The organism is Actinomadura sp. 6N118, from assembly GCF_044326415.1.
Lineage (GTDB): Bacteria > Actinomycetota > Actinomycetes > Streptosporangiales > Streptosporangiaceae > Spirillospora.
Map to the genome: position 1 here is coordinate 129,044 of NZ_JBIRAZ010000017.1, position 22,462 is coordinate 151,505.

Annotated in this window: 19 protein-coding genes and 1 riboswitch; of the genes, 14 read left to right on the forward strand and 5 right to left on the reverse strand. The window is 69.1% G+C overall.

What is annotated here, in order from left to right; all coding sequences use genetic code 11:
* The first annotated feature begins 56 nt into the window (after positions 1–56).
* From ACH34W_RS36875 to ACH34W_RS36895, 5 genes are all read left to right on the forward strand, one after another.
* Positions 57–1,364, forward strand: coding sequence for a response regulator receiver protein (locus tag ACH34W_RS36875; protein ID WP_395965801.1), 1,308 nt, complete (start codon positions 57–59; stop codon positions 1,362–1,364).
* On the forward strand, positions 1,364–3,277 hold the full coding sequence (locus tag ACH34W_RS36880) for an AAA family ATPase (protein WP_395965802.1): 1,914 nt from the start codon (positions 1,364–1,366) through the stop codon (positions 3,275–3,277). The genes ACH34W_RS36875 and ACH34W_RS36880 overlap by 1 nt, the downstream gene beginning before the upstream one ends.
* Positions 3,278–3,318: 41 nt before the next feature.
* Positions 3,319–4,023: a 4Fe-4S single cluster domain-containing protein gene (locus ACH34W_RS36885; RefSeq protein WP_395965803.1), complete on the forward strand. Its 705-nt coding sequence runs from the start codon at positions 3,319–3,321 to the stop codon at positions 4,021–4,023.
* A 128-nt stretch (positions 4,024–4,151) separates the two neighbouring features.
* Positions 4,152–5,303, forward strand: a complete 1,152-nt coding sequence (locus ACH34W_RS36890) for an FHA domain-containing protein (protein WP_395965804.1) — start codon at positions 4,152–4,154, stop codon at positions 5,301–5,303.
* Between the two features lie 292 nt (positions 5,304–5,595).
* A complete protein-coding gene (locus ACH34W_RS36895) occupies positions 5,596–6,324 on the forward strand; it encodes a hypothetical protein (protein ID WP_395965805.1) in 729 nt (242 codons plus the stop codon).
* 263 nt (positions 6,325–6,587) lie between these two features.
* Here the strand turns inward: ACH34W_RS36895 and typA are convergent, their stop codons facing one another.
* A complete protein-coding gene (gene typA / locus ACH34W_RS36900) occupies positions 6,588–8,441 on the reverse strand; it encodes a translational GTPase TypA (protein WP_395965806.1) in 1,854 nt (617 codons plus the stop codon).
* Between the two features lie 367 nt (positions 8,442–8,808).
* A riboswitch (cyclic di-AMP (ydaO/yuaA leader) is annotated at positions 8,809–8,951 on the forward strand.
* A gap of 7 nt (positions 8,952–8,958) precedes the next feature.
* Here typA and ACH34W_RS36905 point away from each other — a divergent pair.
* Positions 8,959–9,987 carry an NlpC/P60 family protein gene (locus ACH34W_RS36905; RefSeq protein WP_395965807.1) on the forward strand — a complete coding sequence of 343 codons (1,029 nt, stop codon included), beginning with the start codon at positions 8,959–8,961 and terminating at the stop codon, positions 9,985–9,987.
* Positions 9,988–10,091: 104 nt separating this feature from the next.
* Here the strand turns inward: ACH34W_RS36905 and ACH34W_RS36910 are convergent, their stop codons facing one another.
* The 3 genes from ACH34W_RS36910 to ACH34W_RS36920 all read right to left on the reverse strand — a co-directional run bounded on the left by ACH34W_RS36910 (position 10,092) and on the right by ACH34W_RS36920 (position 12,680).
* Positions 10,092–10,478: a (deoxy)nucleoside triphosphate pyrophosphohydrolase gene (locus ACH34W_RS36910; RefSeq protein ID WP_395965808.1), complete on the reverse strand. Its 387-nt coding sequence runs from the start codon at positions 10,476–10,478 to the stop codon at positions 10,092–10,094.
* A gap of 70 nt (positions 10,479–10,548) precedes the next feature.
* Positions 10,549–11,298 carry a Mut7-C RNAse domain-containing protein gene (locus ACH34W_RS36915; RefSeq protein ID WP_395965897.1) on the reverse strand — a complete coding sequence of 250 codons (750 nt, stop codon included), beginning with the start codon at positions 11,296–11,298 and terminating at the stop codon, positions 10,549–10,551.
* A 107-nt stretch (positions 11,299–11,405) separates the two neighbouring features.
* Positions 11,406–12,680 carry an amidohydrolase family protein gene (locus ACH34W_RS36920; protein WP_395965809.1) on the reverse strand — a complete coding sequence of 425 codons (1,275 nt, stop codon included), beginning with the start codon at positions 12,678–12,680 and terminating at the stop codon, positions 11,406–11,408.
* A gap of 62 nt (positions 12,681–12,742) precedes the next feature.
* On the opposite strand from ACH34W_RS36920, the gene ACH34W_RS36925 reads away from it, so the two are divergent.
* From ACH34W_RS36925 to ACH34W_RS36935, 3 genes are all read left to right on the forward strand, one after another.
* Positions 12,743–13,261, forward strand: coding sequence for a MarR family winged helix-turn-helix transcriptional regulator (locus ACH34W_RS36925; protein WP_395965810.1), 519 nt, complete (start codon positions 12,743–12,745; stop codon positions 13,259–13,261).
* Positions 13,262–13,409: 148 nt separating this feature from the next.
* Positions 13,410–13,895, forward strand: coding sequence for a ribonuclease domain-containing protein (locus ACH34W_RS36930; RefSeq protein WP_395965811.1), 486 nt, complete (start codon positions 13,410–13,412; stop codon positions 13,893–13,895).
* A 40-nt stretch (positions 13,896–13,935) separates the two neighbouring features.
* Complete coding sequence (locus ACH34W_RS36935; RefSeq protein WP_395965812.1) at positions 13,936–14,739, forward strand: hypothetical protein; 804 nt, start codon at positions 13,936–13,938, stop codon at positions 14,737–14,739.
* A 32-nt stretch (positions 14,740–14,771) separates the two neighbouring features.
* Here ACH34W_RS36935 and ACH34W_RS36940 read toward each other — a convergent pair whose 3' ends face one another.
* Positions 14,772–16,229: an LCP family protein gene (locus tag ACH34W_RS36940; protein ID WP_395965813.1), complete on the reverse strand. Its 1,458-nt coding sequence runs from the start codon at positions 16,227–16,229 to the stop codon at positions 14,772–14,774.
* 657 nt (positions 16,230–16,886) lie between these two features.
* On the opposite strand from ACH34W_RS36940, the gene ACH34W_RS36945 reads away from it, so the two are divergent.
* The 5 genes from ACH34W_RS36945 to ACH34W_RS36965 all read left to right on the forward strand — a co-directional run bounded on the left by ACH34W_RS36945 (position 16,887) and on the right by ACH34W_RS36965 (position 22,458).
* Positions 16,887–17,717, forward strand: coding sequence for a hypothetical protein (locus tag ACH34W_RS36945; protein WP_395965814.1), 831 nt, complete (start codon positions 16,887–16,889; stop codon positions 17,715–17,717).
* A gap of 12 nt (positions 17,718–17,729) precedes the next feature.
* Positions 17,730–19,685: a fumarate reductase/succinate dehydrogenase flavoprotein subunit gene (locus ACH34W_RS36950; protein ID WP_395965815.1), complete on the forward strand. Its 1,956-nt coding sequence runs from the start codon at positions 17,730–17,732 to the stop codon at positions 19,683–19,685.
* The gene (locus tag ACH34W_RS36955; RefSeq protein ID WP_395965816.1) at positions 19,682–20,452 is read left to right on the forward strand and encodes a succinate dehydrogenase/fumarate reductase iron-sulfur subunit; all 771 of its coding nucleotides are present in this window, start codon (positions 19,682–19,684) and stop codon (positions 20,450–20,452) included. Before ACH34W_RS36950 ends, ACH34W_RS36955 begins: the two co-directional genes overlap by 4 nt.
* Before the next feature lie 293 nt (positions 20,453–20,745).
* On the forward strand, positions 20,746–21,420 hold the full coding sequence (locus tag ACH34W_RS36960) for a Crp/Fnr family transcriptional regulator (protein ID WP_395965817.1): 675 nt from the start codon (positions 20,746–20,748) through the stop codon (positions 21,418–21,420).
* 51 nt (positions 21,421–21,471) lie between these two features.
* Positions 21,472–22,458: a LysR family transcriptional regulator gene (locus tag ACH34W_RS36965; protein ID WP_395965818.1), complete on the forward strand. Its 987-nt coding sequence runs from the start codon at positions 21,472–21,474 to the stop codon at positions 22,456–22,458.
* The last annotated feature ends 4 nt before the right edge of the window (positions 22,459–22,462 follow it).

Sequence of the window (22,462 nt, forward strand, 5' to 3'; positions counted from 1 at the left end):
CCGGTGAGCTGTGTGGCACGTTCGATGCGTACGACCTGTGACCAAGGAGGCGGCACGTGAGCAGCGGCGTCGAGGCCGATATCGCACTGGACGCGGCGGTCGTCCTCAGCCTGGGGATGAACCGAGTGCTGGGGCGCACCGCCGGTCTCGCGGGACGCGGCGCCGAGGCGCTTGCCGCCCTCGCCGCGGGCAAGGCGGAGGCGCGCGCTGCGGCGCTGGCCGAGATCGAGGCGTACGACCAGGCGTTGCGTGCCGTTCTTGAACGCAATGCGCGCATCTCCGCGCTCGCCAAGACGCGTGACCGGGTCGGGGCCGACGTGGATCTGCCCGCACCGCTGGCGCCGGACGAGCAGCAGCCTCTCGACGAGCTCACCGTCTGGTGTGCCGCCACCGACACGGCCCTCGACACCGCCGAGCACCAGATCTCCGAACACCTCGCTGCCGATGTGACCGCACAGCTCTTCGCCGTTCCCGCCGAAGGCCTCACGTCCGACACCTCCGCGTCGCCGGGGCCGGAACGGACCGACGCGGCGGCGTACGACCGAGGTCCGAAGGCGTACGACCGCGATTTGACGAAGATTCAGCAAACGCTTGAACGTGTGTTGGCGCGGCTGCTGCCGGATGCCACCGATGATGACCGGCGTACGGTCGCGGAGGCGGCCCAGCTGATCGCAGAGGCGCCCAGCGAGGCCGAGGCGGAGGGCATCCTCACGGAGGTACGGCTGCGCATCCAGGACGCCAACCGCCGTACGGAGGAGCACCGGGCCGCCGAACGCCGCCACGCCGCCGAGCGCGAGGCGGCCGAGCAGGCGGAGGCCGAACGCCGGTACGTGCTGGACTCCGTCACCTCGGCCTTCGAGGAGATGGGATACGAGGTGCAGACGGGCTTCGAGACGCTGACCGCCAAGGACGGCACGGTCGTTCTCACCAAGGGCACCTGGCCTGATCACAGCGTCAAGATGCGGATCGACGAGACGGGTGAAGCGGGCGCGGTGGCTGGCGGAGGCGCCAGCCTGGGTGGTGGTGTGCCCGGCAGCGGTGGCGTTCCGGGCGGCGGTGGTGAGGCTGGCGGTGGGGATCCTGGCAGCGGAGGTTCCCGGCAACGGCTGATCCGGGCTGCGATGCGGCGTGAACGGCCAGCTGAGAGTGAGGACGACCGGCGGCTGGACGCCGAACGCGAACGGGAGTGGTGCGAGGCGTTCGAGGCCGCCCGGGACAAGCTGGCCGAAGCCGGGATCAGGTCGAACGTGACATGGCGGATCGACCCGGGCGTCCAGGAACTGCCTGTCAGCGCCGGGGCACGGCAGACTAGGACGCGAGCCGAACAACGAGAACGCCGTCGGGAACGTGAGCGGAGTGAGTGATGACTGAATCCCCGACCCTCGGGGGGCGGTTGCCGGGCTGGCCGCCGTTCATCCGCGAACTGGACGCGACGTTGTCGGTGCACTCCCAGTACGTGTTGTCGGGCAACCTCTATGACAGCTTCCTGGCGCCTCCGCTGGAGCCCGGCGGGGCGGCCCGGCTGCTGCCGCTGCGTGACCTGCTGTGGGAGTCGCTGCGGTCCAGCGGGTTCTCCTGCATGATCGTGTACGACCCGGTGGACGGCCTGCAGGTGCTGCCCGACACCGACGACGAGATCGGCGACGAGGCCGCGAAGGCCGCCGAGCAGCTGCTCGGCAAGCTCAAGGCCGACGAGAAGCCGTCCCTGGAGGGCCTGACCAAGCACCTGGCGTCGGTGGCGCGCCCCGAGGAGAACGTCCGTGGCGCGTTCGTGATCGACTCGGCGTCCCGGATCGCCCGGACGCCCATCGACCTGGAGCCGGCCGAGCGCGACTTCTTCCGCATCTGCACGAAGCTGTCGCGGTCCGCCCGTCCCGTACGCGTCGTGGGCGCGCGTCCCAAACCGCTCTACAACCCGATCCTGTGGCTGGTGGAACGGCCCGGTGACCTCCCGCCCTGGATGACCGCCGACAACGAGAACATCCGCGAGATCACGATCCCCCGGCCGCACCTGGGGGACCGGCAGGAGACGGCCCGGCTGCTGGCACGTGCCTTCGGGGTCTCGGACGTGGGTGCCGACCAGGCCGCGGCCGAGGCGTGCGACGCGTTCGCCGAGCAGGCCGACGGGCTCACCCTGCAGTCGATGATCGAGGTGACCCGGCTCGCCAAGGAACGCAACGTCTCTTTGGGAGACCTTCCGGATGCGGTACGTACGTACAAGCTCGGTGTGCTCGACAACCCGTGGAGCCGCGGCCACCTGCGCCGCCGTGTCCTCGAAGGGGAGAAGCGCGTCCCGGAGCGGGTGATCGGCCAGCCGCAGGCCGTCACCAAGACGCTCGACATCCTGAAGCGTGCCGTTCTGGGTCTCTCCGGCGCCCAGGCCACCAAGTCCGGGAGCCGTCCCCGCGGCGTGCTGTTCTTCGCCGGGCCGACCGGCACCGGCAAGACCGAGCTGGCCAAGGCCATCACCGAGCTCGTCTTCGGGGACGAGTCGGCGTATCTGCGCTTCGACATGAGCGAGTTCTCCGGGGAGGGATCCGGGGACCGGCTGATCGGGTCGCCACCCGGGTACGTCGGCCACGAGGCGGGCGGCGAGCTCACCAACGCGGTCCGCGAGGACCCCTTCCGGGTGATCCTCTTCGACGAGATCGAGAAGGCTCATCCGCGGATCCTGGACAAGTTCCTGCAGATCCTGGAGGACGGCCGCCTCACCGACGGCCGCGGCAACACCGTGCACTTCTCCGAGTCGATCCTGATCTTCACGTCCAACCTCGGGATGTACACCCAGGCACGCGACATCACGGTCCGTCCCGACCCCGCACACCCCGCGCCCACCCGAGTGCAGAACATCACACCCGGCATGACGTACGACGAGGTCGAGGGACGGATCAAGGGCGCGGTGGCCGAGCACTTCACCGACGTGCTCAACCGGCCGGAACTGCTCAACCGCTTCGGCGACAACATCGTGGTGTTCAACTTCATCTCCGCCGCCGCCGCGGAAAAGATCTTCGATCTGCAGTTCGGCAACATCTGCAGGCGAGTCACTGAGGAGCACCGGCTCGTCCTGGCCGTGAAGGGTGATGCTCTGACCACGCTCCGCGAATGGTGCACCGGCGAGCTCGACAAGGGCGGCCGGGGCATCGGGATGGCCCTGGAGGCGTACTTCGTGAACCCGCTGGCCCGCGCCCTCTTCGACCGCGAACTGGTCCCCGACGAGAAGGTCACCGTCTCCGGAATCCACCGCGAGGGCAGCATCGTCAGCCTGGATCTCCAGTGACCACTCCACCCCCCGAAGTCCCCAGTGGGGGCGGGGAAGTGATGTTGCTCGCAAAGGCTCACTATCCGGTGACCACTCTCGGCCCCGGGATCCGGGCCGGGATCTGGATGCAGGGTTGTACGCTTCACTGCCCGGGATGCCTGTCCAGGGACACCTGGGAGGCGGACCCCGCCACGGCCGTGCCGGTCGAGGCGGTGCTGGGCTGGCTGGCCTCGCTGCCCGGCCCGGTGGACGGCGTGACGATCTCCGGCGGGGAACCGTTCCAGCAGCCGGCCGCCCTGGCGGCGCTGGTCACGGGAATCCGTACGTGGCGGGACGACCCAGCACGTGAGACGATTAGGTTGGACATTCTCGTCTACAGCGGATATGTCTACTCCCGGCTCTCGCGCGACCCGCAGGCACGCGAGATCCTGGAAATGTGTGACGCTGTCATAACGGGGCCGTACGTCGACCGGCTCAATCCCGGGGGGCGACACCCTGAGAGTGGCTCTCTACTCTGGAAGGGGTCGGCTAACCAGCGGATCGTGCCGCTGTCCTCTCTGGGACGCCGCCGGTACGGGGCGGTCGCCGACGGCGATAGGGAAAAGGAACACGCAGGACCCCGAGTTCAGGTGTCCGTGGACGAGGGGCCGGAGGGAAGGCGGGTGTACTACATCGGGATCCCGCGAAGGGGTGACATGGATCACCTCACATCGACGCTCGACCGCGCCGGGGTGCGCGCCGGGGATGTGTCATGGCGACCTTGAACTGTCCTGTCTGTGATGAGCCGTTCCAGCCTGGCGATCTGGTCTGCTTGAGCTGCGGAGCCAATCTGGCCCGCGCCGGTGGCGGCCGCCGCCCGGGTGGGTACGAAAACCAGCCACCAGGACCTCCCATGCCTCAGTCTCCGCCGCCCTACGGGGGGCCGCAGCCTCCGCAGCAGCAGCAGTACGGGCAGGGTTACCAGCAGGAACCCCAGCAGCAAGGGGGCTACCAGCAGGAGCCCTACCAGCAGGCGCCGCCTCAGCAGCCGTACCAGCAGCAGCCGCCGGACCCGTATCAGCAGGCTCCTCAGCAGCAGGCCCCGTCGATGCCGGACCCGTACCAGCAGCAGGCGCCGCAGCAACAGGCTCCGCCGCCCCAGGACCCCTGGGGCGCGCCGCAGCATGATCAGCAGCAGCACCAGCAGCCCGCGCACCAGCAGCCCCCGCAGGACCAATGGGGTGCGCCGATGCCGCAGGCCCCCCAGCAGCAGGCCCCGCCGCAGCAGCAGGCGCCGGATCCGTACCAGCCGGACCAATACCAGCCGGACCAATACCAGCCGGAGCAGTACCAGCCCGACCAATACCAGCAGGCGCCCCAGCAGCAGGCCCCGCCACAGCAGCAGGCGCCGCACCACCACCCGGGCGGTCACACGCCTCCGGCACCACCGCAGCAGCAGCAGGAGTGGGGCGCGCCCCCGCCGCCGGTGCAGGGTGGCTGGGGTGCACCGCCGGCGCCGGACCAGCAGCACCAGCCGCCCATGCCGGGCGACCACGCGTTCCCGCCGCCTCCGCAGCAGCACATGCCGCCGCCGCCCGGACGTGAGCAGACCCTGCTCCCGCCCGAGCAGATAGGTCAGCCCCCGCGGCCGGGAGCCGACAACACGGCGTTCATGTGCCCCTACTGCGAGGCGGTGCTGAGCAACCCGGGTGCCTCACAGTGCGACTCGTGCCTGCGGCCTCTTCCGGCGCAGGGTACGCCCGTTCTGCGCGTGCACTTCCCGACCGGGGAGCTGAAGGTCTCGGTCGGGCAGCACCTCGTGCTCGGCCGCGACGCAGGCCAGTCGCCGGTGGCAGCGACGTTCACGCAGTACGACAACGTGTCACGGCGCCACTCCACCGTCTGGCTCGACCCGTCAGGGACCGCCTGGGTACGGGACGAGGGTTCCACCAACGGCACGTTCGTCAACGGTGAACGCCTTCCGCGCGGCGTCGAGGCCCCCCTCCGCGACGGCGACCAGCTCCGCCTGGCCGCCGACGTGACAGGCACCGTCCAGCTCAACTAGACGGCACAGCCGGCTAGCGCAAGGGCGGTCTCCCACCGGGGAGGCCGCCCTTTCAGCGTCCCGGCCGTCGGCTGACAGCCCTTCCAGGGGCCCGGCCGTCGGCTGGCCGCCCTTCCACGCTTCGGCCGCCGGCCGCGGCCTGTCGGCAGCTCTCACCCAGCTGACATTGGACTTGTGGGACGTTGTGGTTCCGTGATCATCCGGGGGCCAACCCCGTGGTCGGGGTGGGCGTCTTGTGTGCATGCGCCTCAACCGTGATGCGCATGCACTACTCCCCCGGGGAAGAACCTTCATGCGCAGAACTTTCAGCACACTCGGCGCCGCCACGCTGGCTGCTTCGCTGGTCGCGCCCGCCACCGCCCACGCGGCCGCTGAGCCGGCGGCCAGCAAGATCGTGGACTTCAAGGTCTCCACGACCAAGGACGCGTGGCTGACCGTGTCAGGACGGCTGACGGCCGTCGACGGCAGCACGGTCAGCGCGGGCAAGGACCTCATCATCGAGAACGCGCCAGCCATTAAGCCCAACAAGTGGTACCGCATGCCGCTGTCCAAGAAGGCGAAGCCGATCAAGCTCAAGACCCGCGAGGGCGGCGCCTTCTCCGGCAGGTACTACGCGGGTTTCGCGCACGGCTGGTACCGGATCAGGTTCGCCGGCGGCCCGGTCCTCAAGCCCACGGTGAGCCCCGTGGTCCGCGACACCCGGATCAACGCCCTGGCCAAGAAGTGGAAGGTGACGCCGCGCAAGCTCCGCAAGGGCGGGTACGTCACGTTCAGCGGTGTGCTCACGCACGACCCGAAGAACAAGTACGTGCCGTTCGGCGGGCAGCGGGTCTACATCGTGGGCCGCATCAAGGGCCAGAAGAAGTGGTATTGGTACGCCCGCCCGAAGACCAACTCCAAGGGCTCCTTCAAGGCCCGTTTCAGGGTCTCCAAGGACACCTATTTCCAGTGGTGGTACGAGGGCAACGCGACGCACTACTACGACTTCCCGCTGAAGTCGACGTTCGTCGACGTCCGCTGACCTGAGGCCGGTAGCTGACCTGAGCCCGGAAAGCCGGCCCAGCCCGGAAAGCCTGGCCTGAGCCTGGAAAGCCTGGCCTGAGCCTGGAAAAGGAGAACGGGGGTCGTCCCTTGGTGGGACGGCCCCCGTTCCCTTGGCGCTCGGTCGGCCGGTAACGCTCGGTCCGCCGCGGTCGGTCGCAGCGTTCGGTCCGCCGTAACGCGGGTTCGAGTACCCCGCGGGGCTTCGAAACACCCCTGGAGGGTGTGCCTAAGAGTATGCGGTCAGCTGGACCGCTTGGCACGGGCGCGGGTGCGCTCGCGGTCCTTGGCGTCCAGGACGACCTTGCGCAGCCGGACGGCGCCCGGGGTGACCTCGACGCATTCGTCCTCGCGGCAGAACTCGAGGGCCTCTTCGAGGGAGAGGATCTTCGGCGGGGTGAGCCGTTCGAGTTCGTCACCGGTGGACGAACGCATGTTGGTGAGCTTCTTCTCCTTGGTGATGTTGACGTCCATGTCGTCGGAACGCGAGTTCTCGCCGACGATCATGCCTTGGTACACCTCGGTGGTCGGGCCCACGAAGAAGGTGCCGCGCTCCTGCAGGTTGGTGATGGCGTACGCGGTCGCGGGGCCGGTGCGGTCGGCCACGAGGGAGCCTGACGGGCGGGTGCGCAGCTCGCCGAACCAGGGCTCGTACGACTCGAACACGTGGTGCGCCATGCCGGTGCCGCGGGTCTCGGTCATGAACTCGGTACGGAAACCGATCAGGGCGCGCGCCGGGACCAGGAACTCCAGCCGGATCCAGCCGGTGCCGTGGTTGATCATGTGCTCCATGCGGCCCTTGCGGACCGCCATGAGCTGGGTGACTGCGCCCAGGTGCTCCTCGGGGACGTCGATGGTGAGCCGCTCGACCGGCTCGTGCTTCTTGCCGTCGATCTCCTTGGCGACCACCTGGGGCTTGCCGACGGTGAGCTCGTAGGACTCGCGGCGCATGTTCTCGACGAGGATGGCCAGCGCGAGCTCGCCGCGGCCCTGGACCTCCCAGGTGTCGGGACGCTCGGTCGCGAGGACGCGGATGGAGACGTTGCCGACCAGTTCGCGCTCGATGCGGTCCTTGACCATGCGGGCGGTGACCTTGGTGCCCTTCTCCCGGCCGGCCATCGGGCTGGTGTTGATGCCGATGGTCATGGAGATGGCGGGCTCGTCCACCGTGATCAGCGGCAGCGGGCGCGGGTCGTCGGGGTCGGCGATGGTGTCGCCGATCATGATCTCCGGAATGCCGGCGATCGCGATGATGTCGCCGGGGCCGGCCTCGTCGGCGGGCTTGCGCTCCAGCGCGTCCGTCATCAGCAGCTCGGTGATCTTGACCCGCTCGATGCTGCCGTCATGGCGGCACCAGGCGACCTGCTGGCCCTTCTTGATCGTGCCCGCGTACATGCGGCAGAGCGCGATCCGGCCGAGGTAGCTGGAGGCGTCGAGGTTGGTGACGTGCGCCTGGAGCGGGGCGTCCGGGTCGAACGAGGGCGCCGGGATCGTGTTCGTGATGACCTCGAACAGCGGCTCCAGGTCCTCGCTGTCGGGCAGCTCGCCGTTGCCGGGCTTGTTGAGCGAGGCGCGCCCGGCGCGGCCGGAGGCGAAGACGATCGGGAACTCGATCTGCTCCTCTTCGGCGTCGAGGTCGATGAACAGCTCGTACGTCTCGTCCACGACCTCGTCGATGCGCGCGTCGGGCCGGTCGGTCTTGTTGACGACCAGGATGACCGGCAGCTTGGCCTCCAGGGCCTTGCGCAGCACGAACCGGGTCTGGGGGAGGGGACCCTCGCTGGCGTCCACCAGCAGGACGACGCCGTCGACCATGGACAGGCCGCGCTCGACCTCGCCGCCGAAGTCCGCGTGGCCTGGGGTGTCGATGATGTTGATCGTCATCCCGTTGTGCCGGACCGCGGTGTTCTTGGCGAGGATGGTGATGCCCTTCTCACGCTCCAGGTCGTTGGAGTCCATGACGCGGTCATCGACGGCCTGGTTTTCGCGGAAGGCGCCGGACTGCCAGAGCATGGCGTCGACCAGGGTGGTCTTGCCGTGGTCGACATGGGCGACGATCGCGACGTTACGCAGGTCATCGCGCGTGGAGAAGGGCATGCGAACTCGCTTGGGTGAAGGAGTGGAGGTCGCCGCAGACGTGCGGCCATACCGATTCTACTTGCCGCGCCAACCAGTACCGGCCGGTCGCCGCACAACCGACGTATCTTACGCCCTGATTGGCGCCCTTTGTGACATTTGCCCGGCGTGGCCGCTGCGGTCGCCATCGCGTTCTTCGCCAGGTGGCTGTACGTCGTTCACCCGAACGACGCGTGCGAGGTGAGCGGAGAGTGACCATCCCTGACCACGGAAGATGTGGCGAAAGTCTCGCTGCTGCCCCACTCACCACAGTTGTCCCGTTTGGCGTACTTTGCCATTTCTTTGTACGCTCCTGCGGATCCGGCTGCTCGACGCCCTGTCGAGGGCGGCGGCCGGACCGCCGAGTCCCCCCACGTGGGGGAGCCGGGGACCCACATCCCCCCGGGGCGAATCCGCGTTCACGTGACGCGGTAGGGCGACTCCTGGCCCGAGCCCGTCAGCTAACCCGGTAGGCGGACGAGGAGAGGAGAACACCGGCTTGGCACCGGACCCCCAGCGGCGCCGTTTCGTCGTGCCCATCGCCGCCACGGCCTCCGCGGCCGCGGTGATCGCGATCGGCGCCACCATCGCCCCCGCACAGGCCGCGCCGTCCACCCTTGGACGCACCGCCGCCGTCGCTCCCACCCCCGGCACGACCGGGAAGCCCACCGAACGCGAGCTGCGCAAGCAGCTCGACGCCCTCAACACCGAGGCCGAGAAGCTGACCGAGCAGTACAACAAGGCTCGGGTCGAGCTCGGCAAGGCCAAGAACGCCCTGCGCGACGTCACCCGGCAGGCCGCCGTCCTGACGGCCCAGGCCGCCCCCGCCCGCGACCAGCTCACCCGCCTCGCCGCCAGCAACTACATGACCGGCGGCCCCGACTTGATGGCCGCCTCCGGCAACACCACCGAAGGGCTGGCGAGCTCGGCGTATCTGGTCCAGAACCAGGCCTCCGTCGTGAACGCGCTGCAGGCGCGGATCGACCAGGCCACCAAGGCCCAGCAGGACGCTCAGGCCAAGAACACGGCCGCCCAGCAAGCCGCCACCCAGGCCGAGAAGGCCAGGTCGGCCGCCAAGGCCAAGGTGGGCGAGGTCACCAAGCAGCTCGACAAGCTGACGACCACCAAGGTCAAGGACCCCAAGTCCGGCTTCACCGCCGTCATCAAGGGCAACGACCTGCCCTCCAAGATGACCCGCAAGGCCGTCACCAAGCTTGGCAGCCCGTACGTGTGGGCGGCTGCGGGCCCGAACAGCTTCGACTGCTCAGGCCTGGTCGTCTGGGCGTATGCGAAGGTCGGCAAGTCCGGTCTTCCGCACTACACCGGCGACCTCTTCCAGCTCGGCAGCAAGGTCGACAAGGGCGACCTGCGCGCCGGGGACCTGGTCTACTTCGGCAGCGGTCTCCACCACATGGGCATCTATGTAGGCAGCGGCCACTACCTCCACGCCCCGCAGACAGGCGACGTAGTCAAAATCTCCAAGCTCTCCGAGCGTTCCGACTACGCCGGAGCCAACCGCATCTCCTGACCCGCAGCAGTTCCAGTCGTGATGTCTGAACGTGAGAGCGGCCGCGGAGTGAGGACTCTGCGGCCGCTTGTGGCGTTAGATCAGCGCAGGTAAGAAGCGTTAGATCAGCGCAGGTAAGAAGCGATGGCCTCGACTACGGGGAGGTCGCCGGGCAGCCACTCGACCTCGTAGAGCTCGTTGCGGCTCAGCCAGCGCAGCGCGAGATGCTCCAGCGCTTGCGGCTCGCCCTCCACGAGATCGGCCGTCCAGACCCTCAAGACGCTCTCCGCACCGAGCGGCCAGTCGCCGCCGATGCGCCCACCCAGCGCGACCTTGACGTCCAGCTCCTCGTGGCACTCCCGGACCAGCGCGTCCTCATCGGATTCACCCGGGTCGACCTTGCCGCCGGGGAACTCCCAGCCACCCGCCAGCTCGGCGGGTTCGGCCCGCTGGGCGGCGAGCAGGCGGCCGTCCCGGATGATCGCGGCACCTACGACAACATTGATGGTCATCACCTCTCCGGCCAATCATCCCTCTCTTCCTCGGACGGGATGGAGTGGAAGGAGTGAAGTGTGAGCCAATTCAGGCCCCGGACGCCGCGACGGCCTGGGTGGCCCGCTCGACGATCTGCTCCAGATGGCCGCCGTGCGCGCCGCGCCAGTAGACCTGGCCGCAGTCGGCGCAGCGCCCGTACACGTCGTAGCTGCGCAGCGTGCCCGCCTGGACCTGGGCTTCGATCTCCGCCTTGCCGACGGTGACGAGCACGCCGTTGCAGGCGGTGCAGCGCGTCCAGGGCCGCAGCGCGGGTGCGAACCGGTCGAGCACGTCGCCGAGCTGGTCGTCCGGCCGCGACCCGCGCACGTACGCGCCGAGCCACAACGCACGGCGCCGCAGCAGCCCGCGGTCCTGGGTCAGCAGGACGCGCCGCTCCTCGTTCGCCTGAACGACCAGCGCGGGGTCGTCCATGTCGTTGTGGTACGCGGTGTCCAGGCCGAGCAGCCGCAGCCGGCGGGCCAGCGTGCCCAGGTGCACGTCGAGGAGGAAACGCGGCGCGTGCTGTCCCGGCTCCAGCGGCACCGGCTGCGGCCTGGGCATGGGCGCCACCTGCACCACGTCGCCCGCGGCAGGCCGGTGCGACGGCTCGGCAGCGGTGCCGCCGATCGTGATGGGCCCGGCTTCGGGCAACGGAACGCCGAGTGCCTCGACGAGGTGACCGATCGTCGACGTTCCGTCGTAGGCGATCCGCTGCCGTGCGCGCCGCCGCGACGCGGGGAGGAACGGCATCAGCTCTTCGGAGATCTCGAACTGTACGGCTGGTTGATTGTCGTCCAGGTCGTCCACGTCGCCAGCATGCCACGCGGCCGCCCTCCGTCACCTCCGAGTTATCGGCCCACGGCTATTGGCCAACCGCCGTTCGGCCCACGGCTATCGGTTCACGGCTATTGGTTCACGCGGGCGGCGGACTCGGCGATGCCGGCCAGCACGGCGGGAACGTCGTGATGGACGAGGCGGCCGGCGCGCTTGACGACCCGGCCGCCGACCAGCACCGTGTCGACGCTGCTGGTGTCGGCGGACAGGACCACGGCCGCGATCGGGTCGTGTGCCGAGGCCATCCCGAGGGTGTCGGTCCGGAGCATGATGAGGTCGGCCTGCTTGCCCGGGCGGAGCGAGCCGGTGATGTCGGCCAGGCCCAGCGCCTCGGCGCCCTCGATGGTCGCCATGCGCAGCACGTCCCGTGTCGTGAAGCCCATGCCCGCCTCGTCCGGCCGGACGCGTTCGAACATGTACGCGGCGCGCATCAGGCTGAACATGTCGCCGGGCCCGGTCGTCACCGTGTCCCCGCTCAGCGAGGTGGGGAGTCCCGCGGCGCGGGCGCGGCCGGTGGGCGGGTAGCCGATGTTCAGCATCGTCTCGCTGGTCGGGGTGATCGAGACGCTGCCGCCGTTCGCCGCGATCCGTTTGAACGCGTCGTCGGTGTAGAAGTTGGCGTGGACGTAGGTCGCCGTGTGGCTGAGGAGCCCCTCGCCTTCGAGCAGGGCCAGGCCCTGCTCGGCGCTTTCGGTGCCGTGGCCGCCCATGTGCGCGGTGACCGGCAGATCGAGTTCGCGGGCGAGCCGCCACTCGGCGACGCCTCGTTCGGCGCTGATCTCCGGGCCGAACGCGGCGAGCGCCATGGAACGCGGGTCGCCGGCGAAGTGCTCGCGGAGGACACGGCGGGTCTCGGCGGCCATCGCGTCGAGGTCGCGCCCCCCTCCGTATGCGTAACCGAAGACCGAGCGGATGCCGGACGCCTTGAGCGCCTCGATGTTGGCGTCGGTGTGCGCAGGCGTGAGCTGGATGTGCGACCAGTCGAGCAGCGTCGTGATCCCGGTGTCCAGGCATTCGAGGGCGCCGCCGAGCACGCCCGCGTAGACGTCGCGCGCCTCGTAGCGCGGGGCGATGCCGTAGAGGATCCGCTCCAGATACACCGGAAGGGTGCTGTCCGGCAGGATCGCGCGGAGTCCGGCCTGCCAGGTGTGACGGTGGGTGTCGATGAACCCCGGCAGTACGTACGTGCCGCTCGCGTCGATCACCTCGGTGCCGGCCTCGCCGGGCAGGTCCGGGGCCACGGCGGCGATCAGCCCGTCCTCGATGAGGACATCGGAGACGCCGAGAACGGTGGGGGACGGGTCGGTGTCGATGACGACGCCGCCCTTGAGGAGGATGGATGTCATAGTGAAAACCTTAAGAAGAAGCTTTCTAAAAAGCAACCTATCTGCCGAGTATCCTCGGGGACGTGCAGGAAGCCGAGAACAAGGACGTCGTCGACGCGCTGGTGCCCAAGTGGAAAGAGGACGGGCTGTCGTCTGCGGCGATCGCCAACCTCGAACTCACCAAACGGGCGGCATGGCTCAGCAACCTGCTCGAACAGGCGATGCGCGCCGAACTGGCCGAGCTCCGCCTGACCTACGCCGAGTTCGACGTGCTCGTCGCGCTGCGCCGCGCGGGCGACCCGTACCGCCTCAAGCCCACCGAACTGACCCGCGCGCTCTTCCTGACGTCGGGAGGCACGAGCAACGTGCTGCAGCGGCTCACCAAGGAGGGCTACGTCGAACGTGACGCGGACCCCGACGACGCCCGCAGTCGATGGGTGCGGCTGACCCCTGAGGGCCTGAGCGCGGCTGAGGCGGGCCTCAAGGTCACCGGCCGAGCTCACCGGGAGGTGATGGCGGGTGTCCCCGAGGAGACGATGCGGCAGGCCGCCGACGCCCTCCGCGAGGTGCTCCTCATCGTCGGCCGCCGCCGCGTCCGCTGACCGCGCCGACGTTCCGACCGCGCGGACCGTTCCGACCGTGTGGACCGCGCCGACCGTGCCGAAATCCAGGTAGCAAGATCATCAATATCTGCTGAATTGTTCCGGCCTGTCTTGACCTGAGGGCGGTCCGGCGGCACAGGATCGACACATGGTCACCCCCCGCCCACGCAAACCTGTCCGCTCAAGGCTCCTCGTCCCCCTGCTCGCCGCAGGGCTCGCCGCCGGGCTCTCCGGCACGGTGGTGGAAACGGCGTCTGCCTCCGGGCTCCCCGCCACCGCCGTGGAGGCGGCGTCCGCCGGCAGGCTCTCTGCCGCCGCCCTCGCCCCGGCATCCGCCGCCGCGATCGAGCCGATCTGCGAATCGCGGCTCCCGAAGGAAGCCGGCGACACCATCCGCCTGATCGACAAGGGCGGTCCGTACCCCTACCCGAAGGACGGCACGGTCTTCCAGAACCGCGAAGGCCTGCTGCCCCAGAAGCCGCGCGGCTTCTACCGCGAGTACACCGTGAAGACCCCCGGCTCGGAGACGCGCGGCGCCCGCCGGATCGTCACGTCCGGCAGCGAGGGCCACAACGGCATGTACTACACGGCCAACCACTACCGAAGCTTCTTCGACATCGATTTCACCTGTTAGGGAACCAGCACCCGCCAAACCTCGTCCAAGCCGCGTGTCAATGCGGACGCGGCGAACCATCATCGCCGGGGCCCTCGCCGTCTTCATGGCGGCGGGGGTCCTCGCGCTCGGCCACCTACGCCTGTGGTGGGCACCCGACCCGCCTCGCGACCCTGACTCGCTCGTGCTGCGTGTGCAGTTCGTGGGAGGCATGGGTCCCGTGAACGCACGCCCGGTCCCGGACCTGTCCCTGTACGGCGACGGCCGGCTCATCATCACGTCACTCGACCTGGACCAGGCTCCCGCGCGCGAGCTGGTCAGGGACATGCGCGTCACCGATCGGGCCTACCGCGAGATCTATCGCGACGCCCGGCTGGCCGGTCTCGCCGACGCCCGCGCCATCAAGAGCGACGTGCAGATCCTCGACGGCGGCCTGACAAAGATCACGCTCCTGGCCAAGGGCCGGCACCACGTGACGACTCTGCACACTGGAGCCGACGGCCTGCGGGTCTGGTTGATCAACCAGCTCCTGGAACGCCTGGCCGTCGGCAAGACCAAGGGCGAGCCACCCCGCAGTGATCTGGTAGGCCCTTCCCGCCCGTACGAGCCCACCCGCGTCGCCCTCCTGCCACGCGAGGTGTCCACGAAGAACACGGACTCCAGCCCGCCGATCCGCCCCTGGCCGCTGCAGCCCCTGTCGTCCGGCGGCTGCACCCTTCACACAAACGCCGAGGCCGCGACTGTCGCCCAGCTCTTCGAGTCCGCCTCACCCAACACCCACTGGGTCAGCCAAGGGCGCCAGTACGGTGTCACGGCACGGCCCCTGCTCCCCGACGAAACCAGCTGCGAGGCCCTCTCGCGCTGACCGTCGTCGCGGGACCAGCGGGACCAGCGGGACTACTTGCAGAGGTTCTGACCGGGCTTCACGCCGCCCTGGATCTTGTTGAGGGCGGCCGGGTCGGGGGCCAGACGGACTCCCTGCTCGCCGATGACGAGCCGTACGCCCCCCGCCGGGGCCTTGCCGTCGGCGGTCAGCTCCGCGTTGGGCACCACGCGGGCCAGCGCCGTGGCCTGGCCCTCAGCGGCGGGCGCGTAAGCGATGTGGCTGGTGGCGCTCTTGGAGCCCTTCTCGACCTTCTTGACGACGTCGAAGCCGCGCTTGCCGAGCTGCTTGACGATGCGGTCGATGAGCTCCCGCTTGCCGCCCGCGTCGACGACCGTCACCTTGACCTTGCCCGGAGCGACGGCCTGCTCGGGCTTGGCGGACTTCTGCGGCGGAGCGGCGGGCAGATCGTTGTCATGCCGGATCGCCTCGAACATGGGCTTGGCGAGGTCCATGTCCCACTGAACGCGGTTGGGGTCCGGGGCATAGTCCTTCACCGGAACGGTGACGAACCTCACCTGCCCGGCACTCATGCCCTTCAGGCCCTCAGCGAGCTTCCTCATCGTGGACAGGTCGAGCTCGTCGTCGGTGGTCACCGACTTGGTCACGGCCTTGAGGAACTTGTAGGTCTTGGCGGGGTCGGTGAGCACCTCGCTGCTGGTGGCCTTGTCGACGACCGACGCCATGAACTTCTGCTGGCGTTCGATGCGGCCCAGGTCACCCCCGTCGCCCAGCGAGTACCGGGCGCGGACGTAGCCGAGGGCCTGCTCGCCCTTGACGGTCTGCTTTCCGGCCTTGAGGGAGAGCTCCGCGCGCGGGTCGTTCACCGGCTTGTCGACGCAGATCTCCACGCCGTCGAGTGCGTCCACCATGCGCTTGAAGCCGGAGAAGTCCACCTGGACGAAGTGGTCGATGTGGATGCCGGTCAGCGATTCAAGGGTCTTCCAGGTGCACGTCGGGCCCGCGAAGGCGAACGCGGCGTTCAGCATCCCGAACTGCGCCGGGACCGTGCCGCCCTTCTCCTTCTTGCAGTCGGGGATCTTCACCATCGAGTCGCGGGGGAAGCTGATCCCCATGGCCTGGTCCCGGTTCGGCGAGAGGTGAAGCAGGACGGCGGTGTCCGAGCGGGCGCCGAGCATCCCCGCCCCGTAGCGGGAGTTGTCGCCCTCCCGCGTGTCGGAGCCGAGCAGCAGGATGTTGAGGGACTTGTTGAGCTTCTGGGGGCGGTTCGTGCCGAGCTGGTCCTTGACGCTCTTCTGGTCGATGTCGCCCTTGAGGTCGTAGTAGAGCCCTGCCGCGCCCGCTCCGGCGGCCAGGACCACGACCGCGGCGCCGATCGCCGTGCCGCGCAGGATCTTCTGCTTGCGGGTCCACGGCTTGCGGCCGGGTCGCTCGGGAGCGGTCTCCACGGGTGCGCTGTGGGCGGCGGTGTCCCCCGTGAGGTCTTCGCTGCGGGGGTCTTTGTCGCTCATCCGGTTCCGTCTCGGGCAGGCCCCACGGGGCGAAGTTTGCAGTGGTAGGCGGGGTTTGCCAGTTTATGCAGCGCTATGTGGCGCCTAGCGGCGGCAGGTCGGCGTGGCGGGGCCTCTGATGTTGGATGCGCGAACCACCCGATGTGTTGACATGTCCGGCGGAAAATTTGGACCGATCCGTCCCGTTGCACCTGCGAAGCGACGGCCGTGATGGCGATGATCGGCAGAGGGGCGGTAGTTAGGGTGCCCTTATCTGCGCCTGGACCTGCTTTCGCCATGCCATATCGTGCTCGTCTCGATTCCGCACGGCCATAACCGCTGCGTAGCCATGACTCGGACGATGGGACCGTCCAAACTCTGTGGTCAGGGTCACATGAGGGCCTGGCTGTTATGTATGTCACAGTGCCAGGCTGGTGGCGTAGGGTCGCTTCGCTAGAAGCGCACACGAGGCGTCACCGTCTGCTTCGACGCCTGTCTCACCAGCTTGCCGCGGCCGGAGCGCGACGGCCGCGACGGCCGCGACCGGGCGACCGGATCGGCTTCCCCGGCCGTGGCGGAGTTGTCAGGTGACGATCGGCGGCATGCAGCGGCATGGCGGCATGCGTGCGCCCGACCGTGGTACGGGGACCCGATGACCCGAGCTCAGGAGAGCGATCGATGAGCACTGTGGAGGCGCCCGGCAAGGAGCGCGCCCAGATCAAGGAACGTACGCTCCGCAAGGACAACTGGCGCATCTATCCGATCACCACAGTTGTGATCTTCACTGCGTGGGTTGTGTACGCGACCATCCGGGCGTTCTGGGGGGCCGCCTTCTACGTCCCGGAGTATCACTACCTCACGCCGTTCTACTCGCCGTGTGTGAACGAGATCTGTAACAACGTCACGGTCAACGGCCACACCGGGGACGCGGCGGAGTTCGGCACGTTCCTGCCGGCCGCGACCAGGGGCTGGATCCCGTTCGCGGCTCTGTCGCTGCCGTTCCTGCTGCTGTTCCGGCTGACGTGCTACTACTACCGCAAGGCCTACTACCGCTCGTACTGGGCCTCGCCGCCCGCGTGCGGGGTGGCCGAGCCGCACAAGAAGTACAGCGGCGAACGCCGTTTCCCGCTGATCGGCCAGAACCTGCACCGCTACTTCTGGATCGCCGCGTTCGCCATCTCGCTCATCAACACCTATGACGCGATCCTGGCGTTCCACGGCAAGGACGGCGGCTTCGGCATCGGCCTCGGCACGATCATCCTGTGGGCGAACGTCATCCTGCTGTGGATCTACACACTGTCCTGCCACTCCTGCCGCCACGTCGTCGGAGGGCGGCTGAAGAACTTCTCCAAGCACCCCGTCCGATACTGGATGTGGGGCCAGGTCTCCAAGCTCAACCAGCAGCACGGCCGGTACGCGTTGATCACGCTCGGCTCGCTGGTCGTCGCCGACCTCTATGTCGCCTTGGTGGCCAGCGAGACGATCTCCGACCTGCGAATCTTCAACTAAGGAAGCCGGCTGATGACTGAGATCGAGAGGCACTCGTACGACGTCGTCGTCATCGGCGCGGGCGGCGCCGGGCTGCGCGCCGCCATCGAGGCCCGCCTCCAGGGCAAGAAGACGGCGATCATCTCCAAGTCGCTGTTCGGCAAGGCCCACACCGTGATGGCCGAGGGCGGCGCCGCCGCGGCGATGGGGAACGCCAACCCCAACGACAACTGGCAGGTCCACTTCCGCGACACCATGCGCGGGGGCAAGTTCCTCAACAACTGGCGCATGGCCGAGCTCCATGCCAAGGAGGCCCCCGACCGGGTCTGGGAGCTCGAGCACTGGGGCGCGCTGTTCGACCGTACGAAGGACGGCAAGATCAGCCAGCGCAACTTCGGCGGGCACGAGTACCCGCGGCTGGCGCACGTCGGCGACCGGACCGGCCTGGAGCTGATCCGCACCGCCCAGCAGAAGATCGTCGCCCTCCAGCAGGAGGACCACAAGGAGTTCGGCGACTACGACGCCCGCCTCAAGGTGTGGGCCGAGACGACGGTCACCCGCCTCCTCCTCGACGGCGACCGGATCGCCGGCGTGTTCGCCTACGTCCGCGAGACCGGCAAGTTCGTGGTCTTCGAGGCCCCGGCGGTCGTGCTGGCCACCGGCGGCATCGGCAAGGCGTTCAAGGTCACGTCCAACTCCTGGGAGTACACCGGGGACGGCCACGCGCTCGCGCTGCTCGCCGGCGGCACGCTGCTCAACATGGAGTTCGTGCAGTTCCACCCGACCGGCATGGTCTGGCCGCCGTCGGTGAAGGGCATCCTGGTCACCGAGTCGGTACGCGGTGACCGCGGCATCCTCAAGAACTCCGACGACAAGCGGTTCATGTTCGAATACATCCCCGAGGTGTTCAAGGACAAGTACGCCACCACCCCGGACGAGGCCGACCGCTGGTACGACGACCCGGAGAACAACCGGCGCCCGCCGGAGCTGTTGCCGCGCGACGAGGTCGCCCGCGCCATCAACTCCGAGGTCAAGGAGGGTCGCGGATCGCCGCACGGCGGCGTCTTCCTGACCGTCGTCGGGCGCATGCCGGGCGGCGCGGAGGAGATCAGGCGCCGGCTGCCCGCGATGCACCACCAGTTCAAGGAGCTGGCCGACGTCGACATCACGCAGGAGGCGATGGAGGTCGGCCCGACCTGCCACTACGTGATGGGCGGAGTCGAGGTCGACCCCGACACCGGCGCCGCGCTCGTCCCGGGCCTCTTCGCCGCGGGTGAGTGCTCCGGCGGCATGCACGGCTCCAACCGCCTCGGCGGCAACTCGCTCACCGACCTGCTGGTCTTCGGCCGCCGCGCCGGGCTCGGCGCCGCGGAGTACGTGGACTCGCTCGGCGAGGGGCGCCCCGCCGTTCCCGAGGCCGAGGTCGCGTCGGCGACCACCGAGGCCCTCGCCCCGTTCGAGCGCAAGGGCGGCGAAAACCCCTACGCCGTGCACGCCGAGCTCCAGCAGACCATGAACGAGCTGGTCGGGATCATCCGCAAGGAGGGGGAACTGGAGCAGGCGCTCGAGTCCCTCGACAAGCTCCGTGAACGCGTGGCCAACGTCAGCGTGGAGCCGGTCGCCGTCAACGACGGCCGCGGCTACCACCCCGGCTGGCACCTCGCCCTCGACCTGCGCAACATGTTGCTGGTCTCCGAGGCGATCGCCAAGGCCGCGCTGGAACGGACGGAGTCGCGCGGCGGGCACACCCGCGACGACCACCCGGGCATGTCGGCGGACTGGCGGAAGGTCAACCTCGTCTGCCGCGTCACCGGCGATCCCGATAGCCCGCGCGTGGAGCTCAAGCGCCAGCCGATGGAGCCGATGCGCGAGGACCTGATCACCCTCTTCGAGACCGACGAGCTGAAGAAGTACCTCACCGCCGAGGAGCTGCCCGGCACGGTCAAGGACACCGGCGGCGACGCGATTGAGACCGAGGAGAACGAATGAGCTACGAGGCCAAGTTCCGGGTCTGGCGCGGCGACGACGGCGACGGCGAGCTCAAGGACTACACCGTCGAGGTGAACGAGGGCGAGGTCGTCCTCGACATCATCCACCGCCTCCAGGCCACCCAGGCGCCGGACCTCGCCGTTCGCTGGAACTGCAAGGCCGGCAAGTGCGGCTCCTGCTCCGCCGAGATCAACGGCATGCCGCGCCTGCTGTGCATGACCCGCATGTCGACGTTCGAGCCGGAGGAGACCATCACGGTCACCCCGGTGCGCACGTTCCCGGTGATCCGCGACCTGGTGACCGACGTGTCCTTCAACTACGAGAAGGCACGCCAGATCCCCTCGTTCGACCCGGGCGACACCAAGCCGGGCGAGTTCCGGATGCAGCAGGTGGACGTCGAGCGCTCGCAGGAGTTCCGCAAGTGCATCGAATGCTTCCTGTGCAACAACGTCTGCCACGTCATCCGTGACCACGAGGAGAACAAGCCCGAGTTCGCGGGCCCGCGCTTCCTCATGCGGATCGCGGAGCTGGAGATGCACCCGGCCGACGCCGCCGACCGGCGGGAGATCGCCCAGGAGGACCACGGCCTCGGCTTCTGCAACATCACCAAGTGCTGCACCGAGGTCTGCCCCGAGCACATCAAGATCACCGACAACGCCCTGATCCCGCTGAAGGAACGTGTCGTCGGCCGCCGCTACGACCCCGTGGTCTGGCTCGGCTCCAAGCTCGGCATCGTCAAGAAGGGCCAGGACACCCCATCCGCTTGACCTGCGGGGCCTGACCGGACGGCGCTCGGTGGACGGCGGGTACGACGGCGGGCGGCGGGTACGTCGGACGGACGGCGGGTACGTCGGCGGGCGGCGTGCCCCCGTCACCGCCGCCCGCCGTACCGCCGTTCCCCGTGAACGTCATAGGCGCGAGCGGCCCCCGCGGCCGCACGCGCCGGGGTCATCCTTCACCCGCGGTCGCGGCCTGAATAGGGAGAAGTACACACAACGCGTGATGCATTCGTGATTCCGCAGAGGATTACGAGCCGTCGGGATCGCTCTAGCGTGAGACCATGACCCCCCTCGAGCCGGATTCGTTCCTCGCGGAACTCACGGCGGTGGAACGCGCCGATCTGGAAACGCGCGGCCGGGTGCGCGATTTCGGCCGTGGGGACGTGCTGTTCACCGAGGGTGAGCGGTCCACCTGGGTCGCCGTCCTGCTGGCCGGCCGGGTCAAGGCGTACTCCTATCGCGAGCACGGCGGCGAGGCGCTGCTGGCGGTGCGCGGCCCCGGCGCGCTCCTCGGCGAGGTCGCGGCGATCGACGGGCTGCCGCGTTCCGCCACGGTCTCCACCCTGGAGCCGGCGCGGGCCGTGGCGCTGACCGCCGACGAGTTCATGGCGTTCCTGCAGGCGCACGGCCGGGTGTCGATCCTCATCATGCGGACGTTGTGCCAGCGGTGGCGCGACGCCGACCGCAAGCGGGTCGAGTTCGGGATGTTCGACGCGACAGGCCGGGTGGCGCAGCGACTGGTCGAGCTGGCCGAACGGTTCGGTGTCCCCCACGAGCGGGAGAGCGTCCGGATCACCCTCAACCTGTCGCAGGAGGAGCTGGCGGGGTGGGTCGGGGCCTCCCGCGAGGCGGTCAGCAAGGCCCTCCGCACCCTCCGCAGGCACGGCTGGATCGAGACCGGCCGGCGACGGGTGATCGTGCACGACCTGCAGGCCCTCCGGCGCCACGCGCGCTAAGGGACAGGGCGGCATAGGAGCGCCGTTTTCGATAGCCGTACGCTATAAAGCGTGCAGTTGCAGCAGCTCGCGTACTTCGTCGCCGTCGCGGAGGTCCGGCACTTCACCCAGGCGGCCGAGCTGCTGCGCGTCGCACAACCGTCGCTCTCCAAGCAGATCAGGGCACTGGAGACCGAACTCGGCGCCTCGCTGTTCAGCCGTGCCCGGGGCAACATCACGCTGACTCCGGCAGGAGAGGCGTTGCTGCCGCTGGCAAAGCGGATCCTTGCGGACGTCGACACGGCTCGGCTAGAGGTCCAGGAGCTGGCGGGGCTACGGCGTGGACGTGTCCGGCTAGGGGCGACGCCTTCGTTGTGCGCGGGCCTCCTAGGCGATGTGCTGCGGCGCTTCCACGACACGTATCCGGGCGTACAGCTGCTGGTCGAGGAGGGCGGCTCGCGTGACCTGGTCCGTGAGCTGACGCGCGGCTCGCTGGATCTCGCTCTCGTGATCCTGCCCCTGCATGGGGACGCGCCTCTGGAGACCAGGCCGATCCTGCGCGAGCACCTTGTCGTGGCCTCCCCGGCGGGAGGTTCGGGAGTGCCCCGCCGCCCGTATCTCCGCATCGAGGACTTGCGAAACCGGCCGCTGGTGATGTTCCGCCCGGGGTACGACCTGCGCGAAGCGACCATCGGGGCCTGCCGCGCGGCCGGCTTCGAGCCGAGGTTCGCCGTCGAGGGCGGCGAGATGGACGCGGTGCTGCGGTTCGTGGAGGCGGGACTGGGGATCGCCGTCGTGCCGAGCATGGTGCTGGCGGGCCGGCCCGGACTGCGGGGCACGCCGCTCGTCCTGACCGAGCACTCCGACGAGGCCGCCGTCCGCCGTGGCCAGCCTGGGCCAGGATTGCTCCGGACGATCGCGCTGGCCCACCGCAAGGACGTGGACCTCACCCACGCCGCCCGCGCGTTCCAGGAGACGCTGGAGACCTTCCTGGTCGAGGCCGCCCTGGCCGGGAGCCTCCCCGCCGGGGTCGAGTCACTGGTGCCCACCCCAGCCTGACGCC

Coding starts and splice junctions, on each gene's coding strand:
- ACH34W_RS36880 (WP_395965802.1), top strand. CDS start 1,364: ATGACTGAATCCCCGACCCTCGGGGGGCGGTTGCCGGGCTGGCCGCCG.
- ACH34W_RS36885 (WP_395965803.1), top strand. CDS start 3,319: ATGTTGCTCGCAAAGGCTCACTATCCGGTGACCACTCTCGGCCCCGGG.
- ACH34W_RS36890 (WP_395965804.1), top strand. CDS start 4,152: ATGCCTCAGTCTCCGCCGCCCTACGGGGGGCCGCAGCCTCCGCAGCAG.
- ACH34W_RS36895 (WP_395965805.1), top strand. CDS start 5,596: ATGCGCAGAACTTTCAGCACACTCGGCGCCGCCACGCTGGCTGCTTCG.
- typA (WP_395965806.1), bottom strand. CDS start 8,441: ATGCCCTTCTCCACGCGCGATGACCTGCGTAACGTCGCGATCGTCGCC.
- ACH34W_RS36910 (WP_395965808.1), bottom strand. CDS start 10,478: ATGACCATCAATGTTGTCGTAGGTGCCGCGATCATCCGGGACGGCCGC.
- ACH34W_RS36920 (WP_395965809.1), bottom strand. CDS start 12,680: ATGACATCCATCCTCCTCAAGGGCGGCGTCGTCATCGACACCGACCCG.
- ACH34W_RS36930 (WP_395965811.1), top strand. CDS start 13,410: ATGGTCACCCCCCGCCCACGCAAACCTGTCCGCTCAAGGCTCCTCGTC.
- ACH34W_RS36935 (WP_395965812.1), top strand. CDS start 13,936: ATGCGGACGCGGCGAACCATCATCGCCGGGGCCCTCGCCGTCTTCATG.
- ACH34W_RS36940 (WP_395965813.1), bottom strand. CDS start 16,229: ATGAGCGACAAAGACCCCCGCAGCGAAGACCTCACGGGGGACACCGCC.
- ACH34W_RS36945 (WP_395965814.1), top strand. CDS start 16,887: ATGAGCACTGTGGAGGCGCCCGGCAAGGAGCGCGCCCAGATCAAGGAA.
- ACH34W_RS36950 (WP_395965815.1), top strand. CDS start 17,730: ATGACTGAGATCGAGAGGCACTCGTACGACGTCGTCGTCATCGGCGCG.
- ACH34W_RS36955 (WP_395965816.1), top strand. CDS start 19,682: ATGAGCTACGAGGCCAAGTTCCGGGTCTGGCGCGGCGACGACGGCGAC.
- ACH34W_RS36960 (WP_395965817.1), top strand. CDS start 20,746: ATGACCCCCCTCGAGCCGGATTCGTTCCTCGCGGAACTCACGGCGGTG.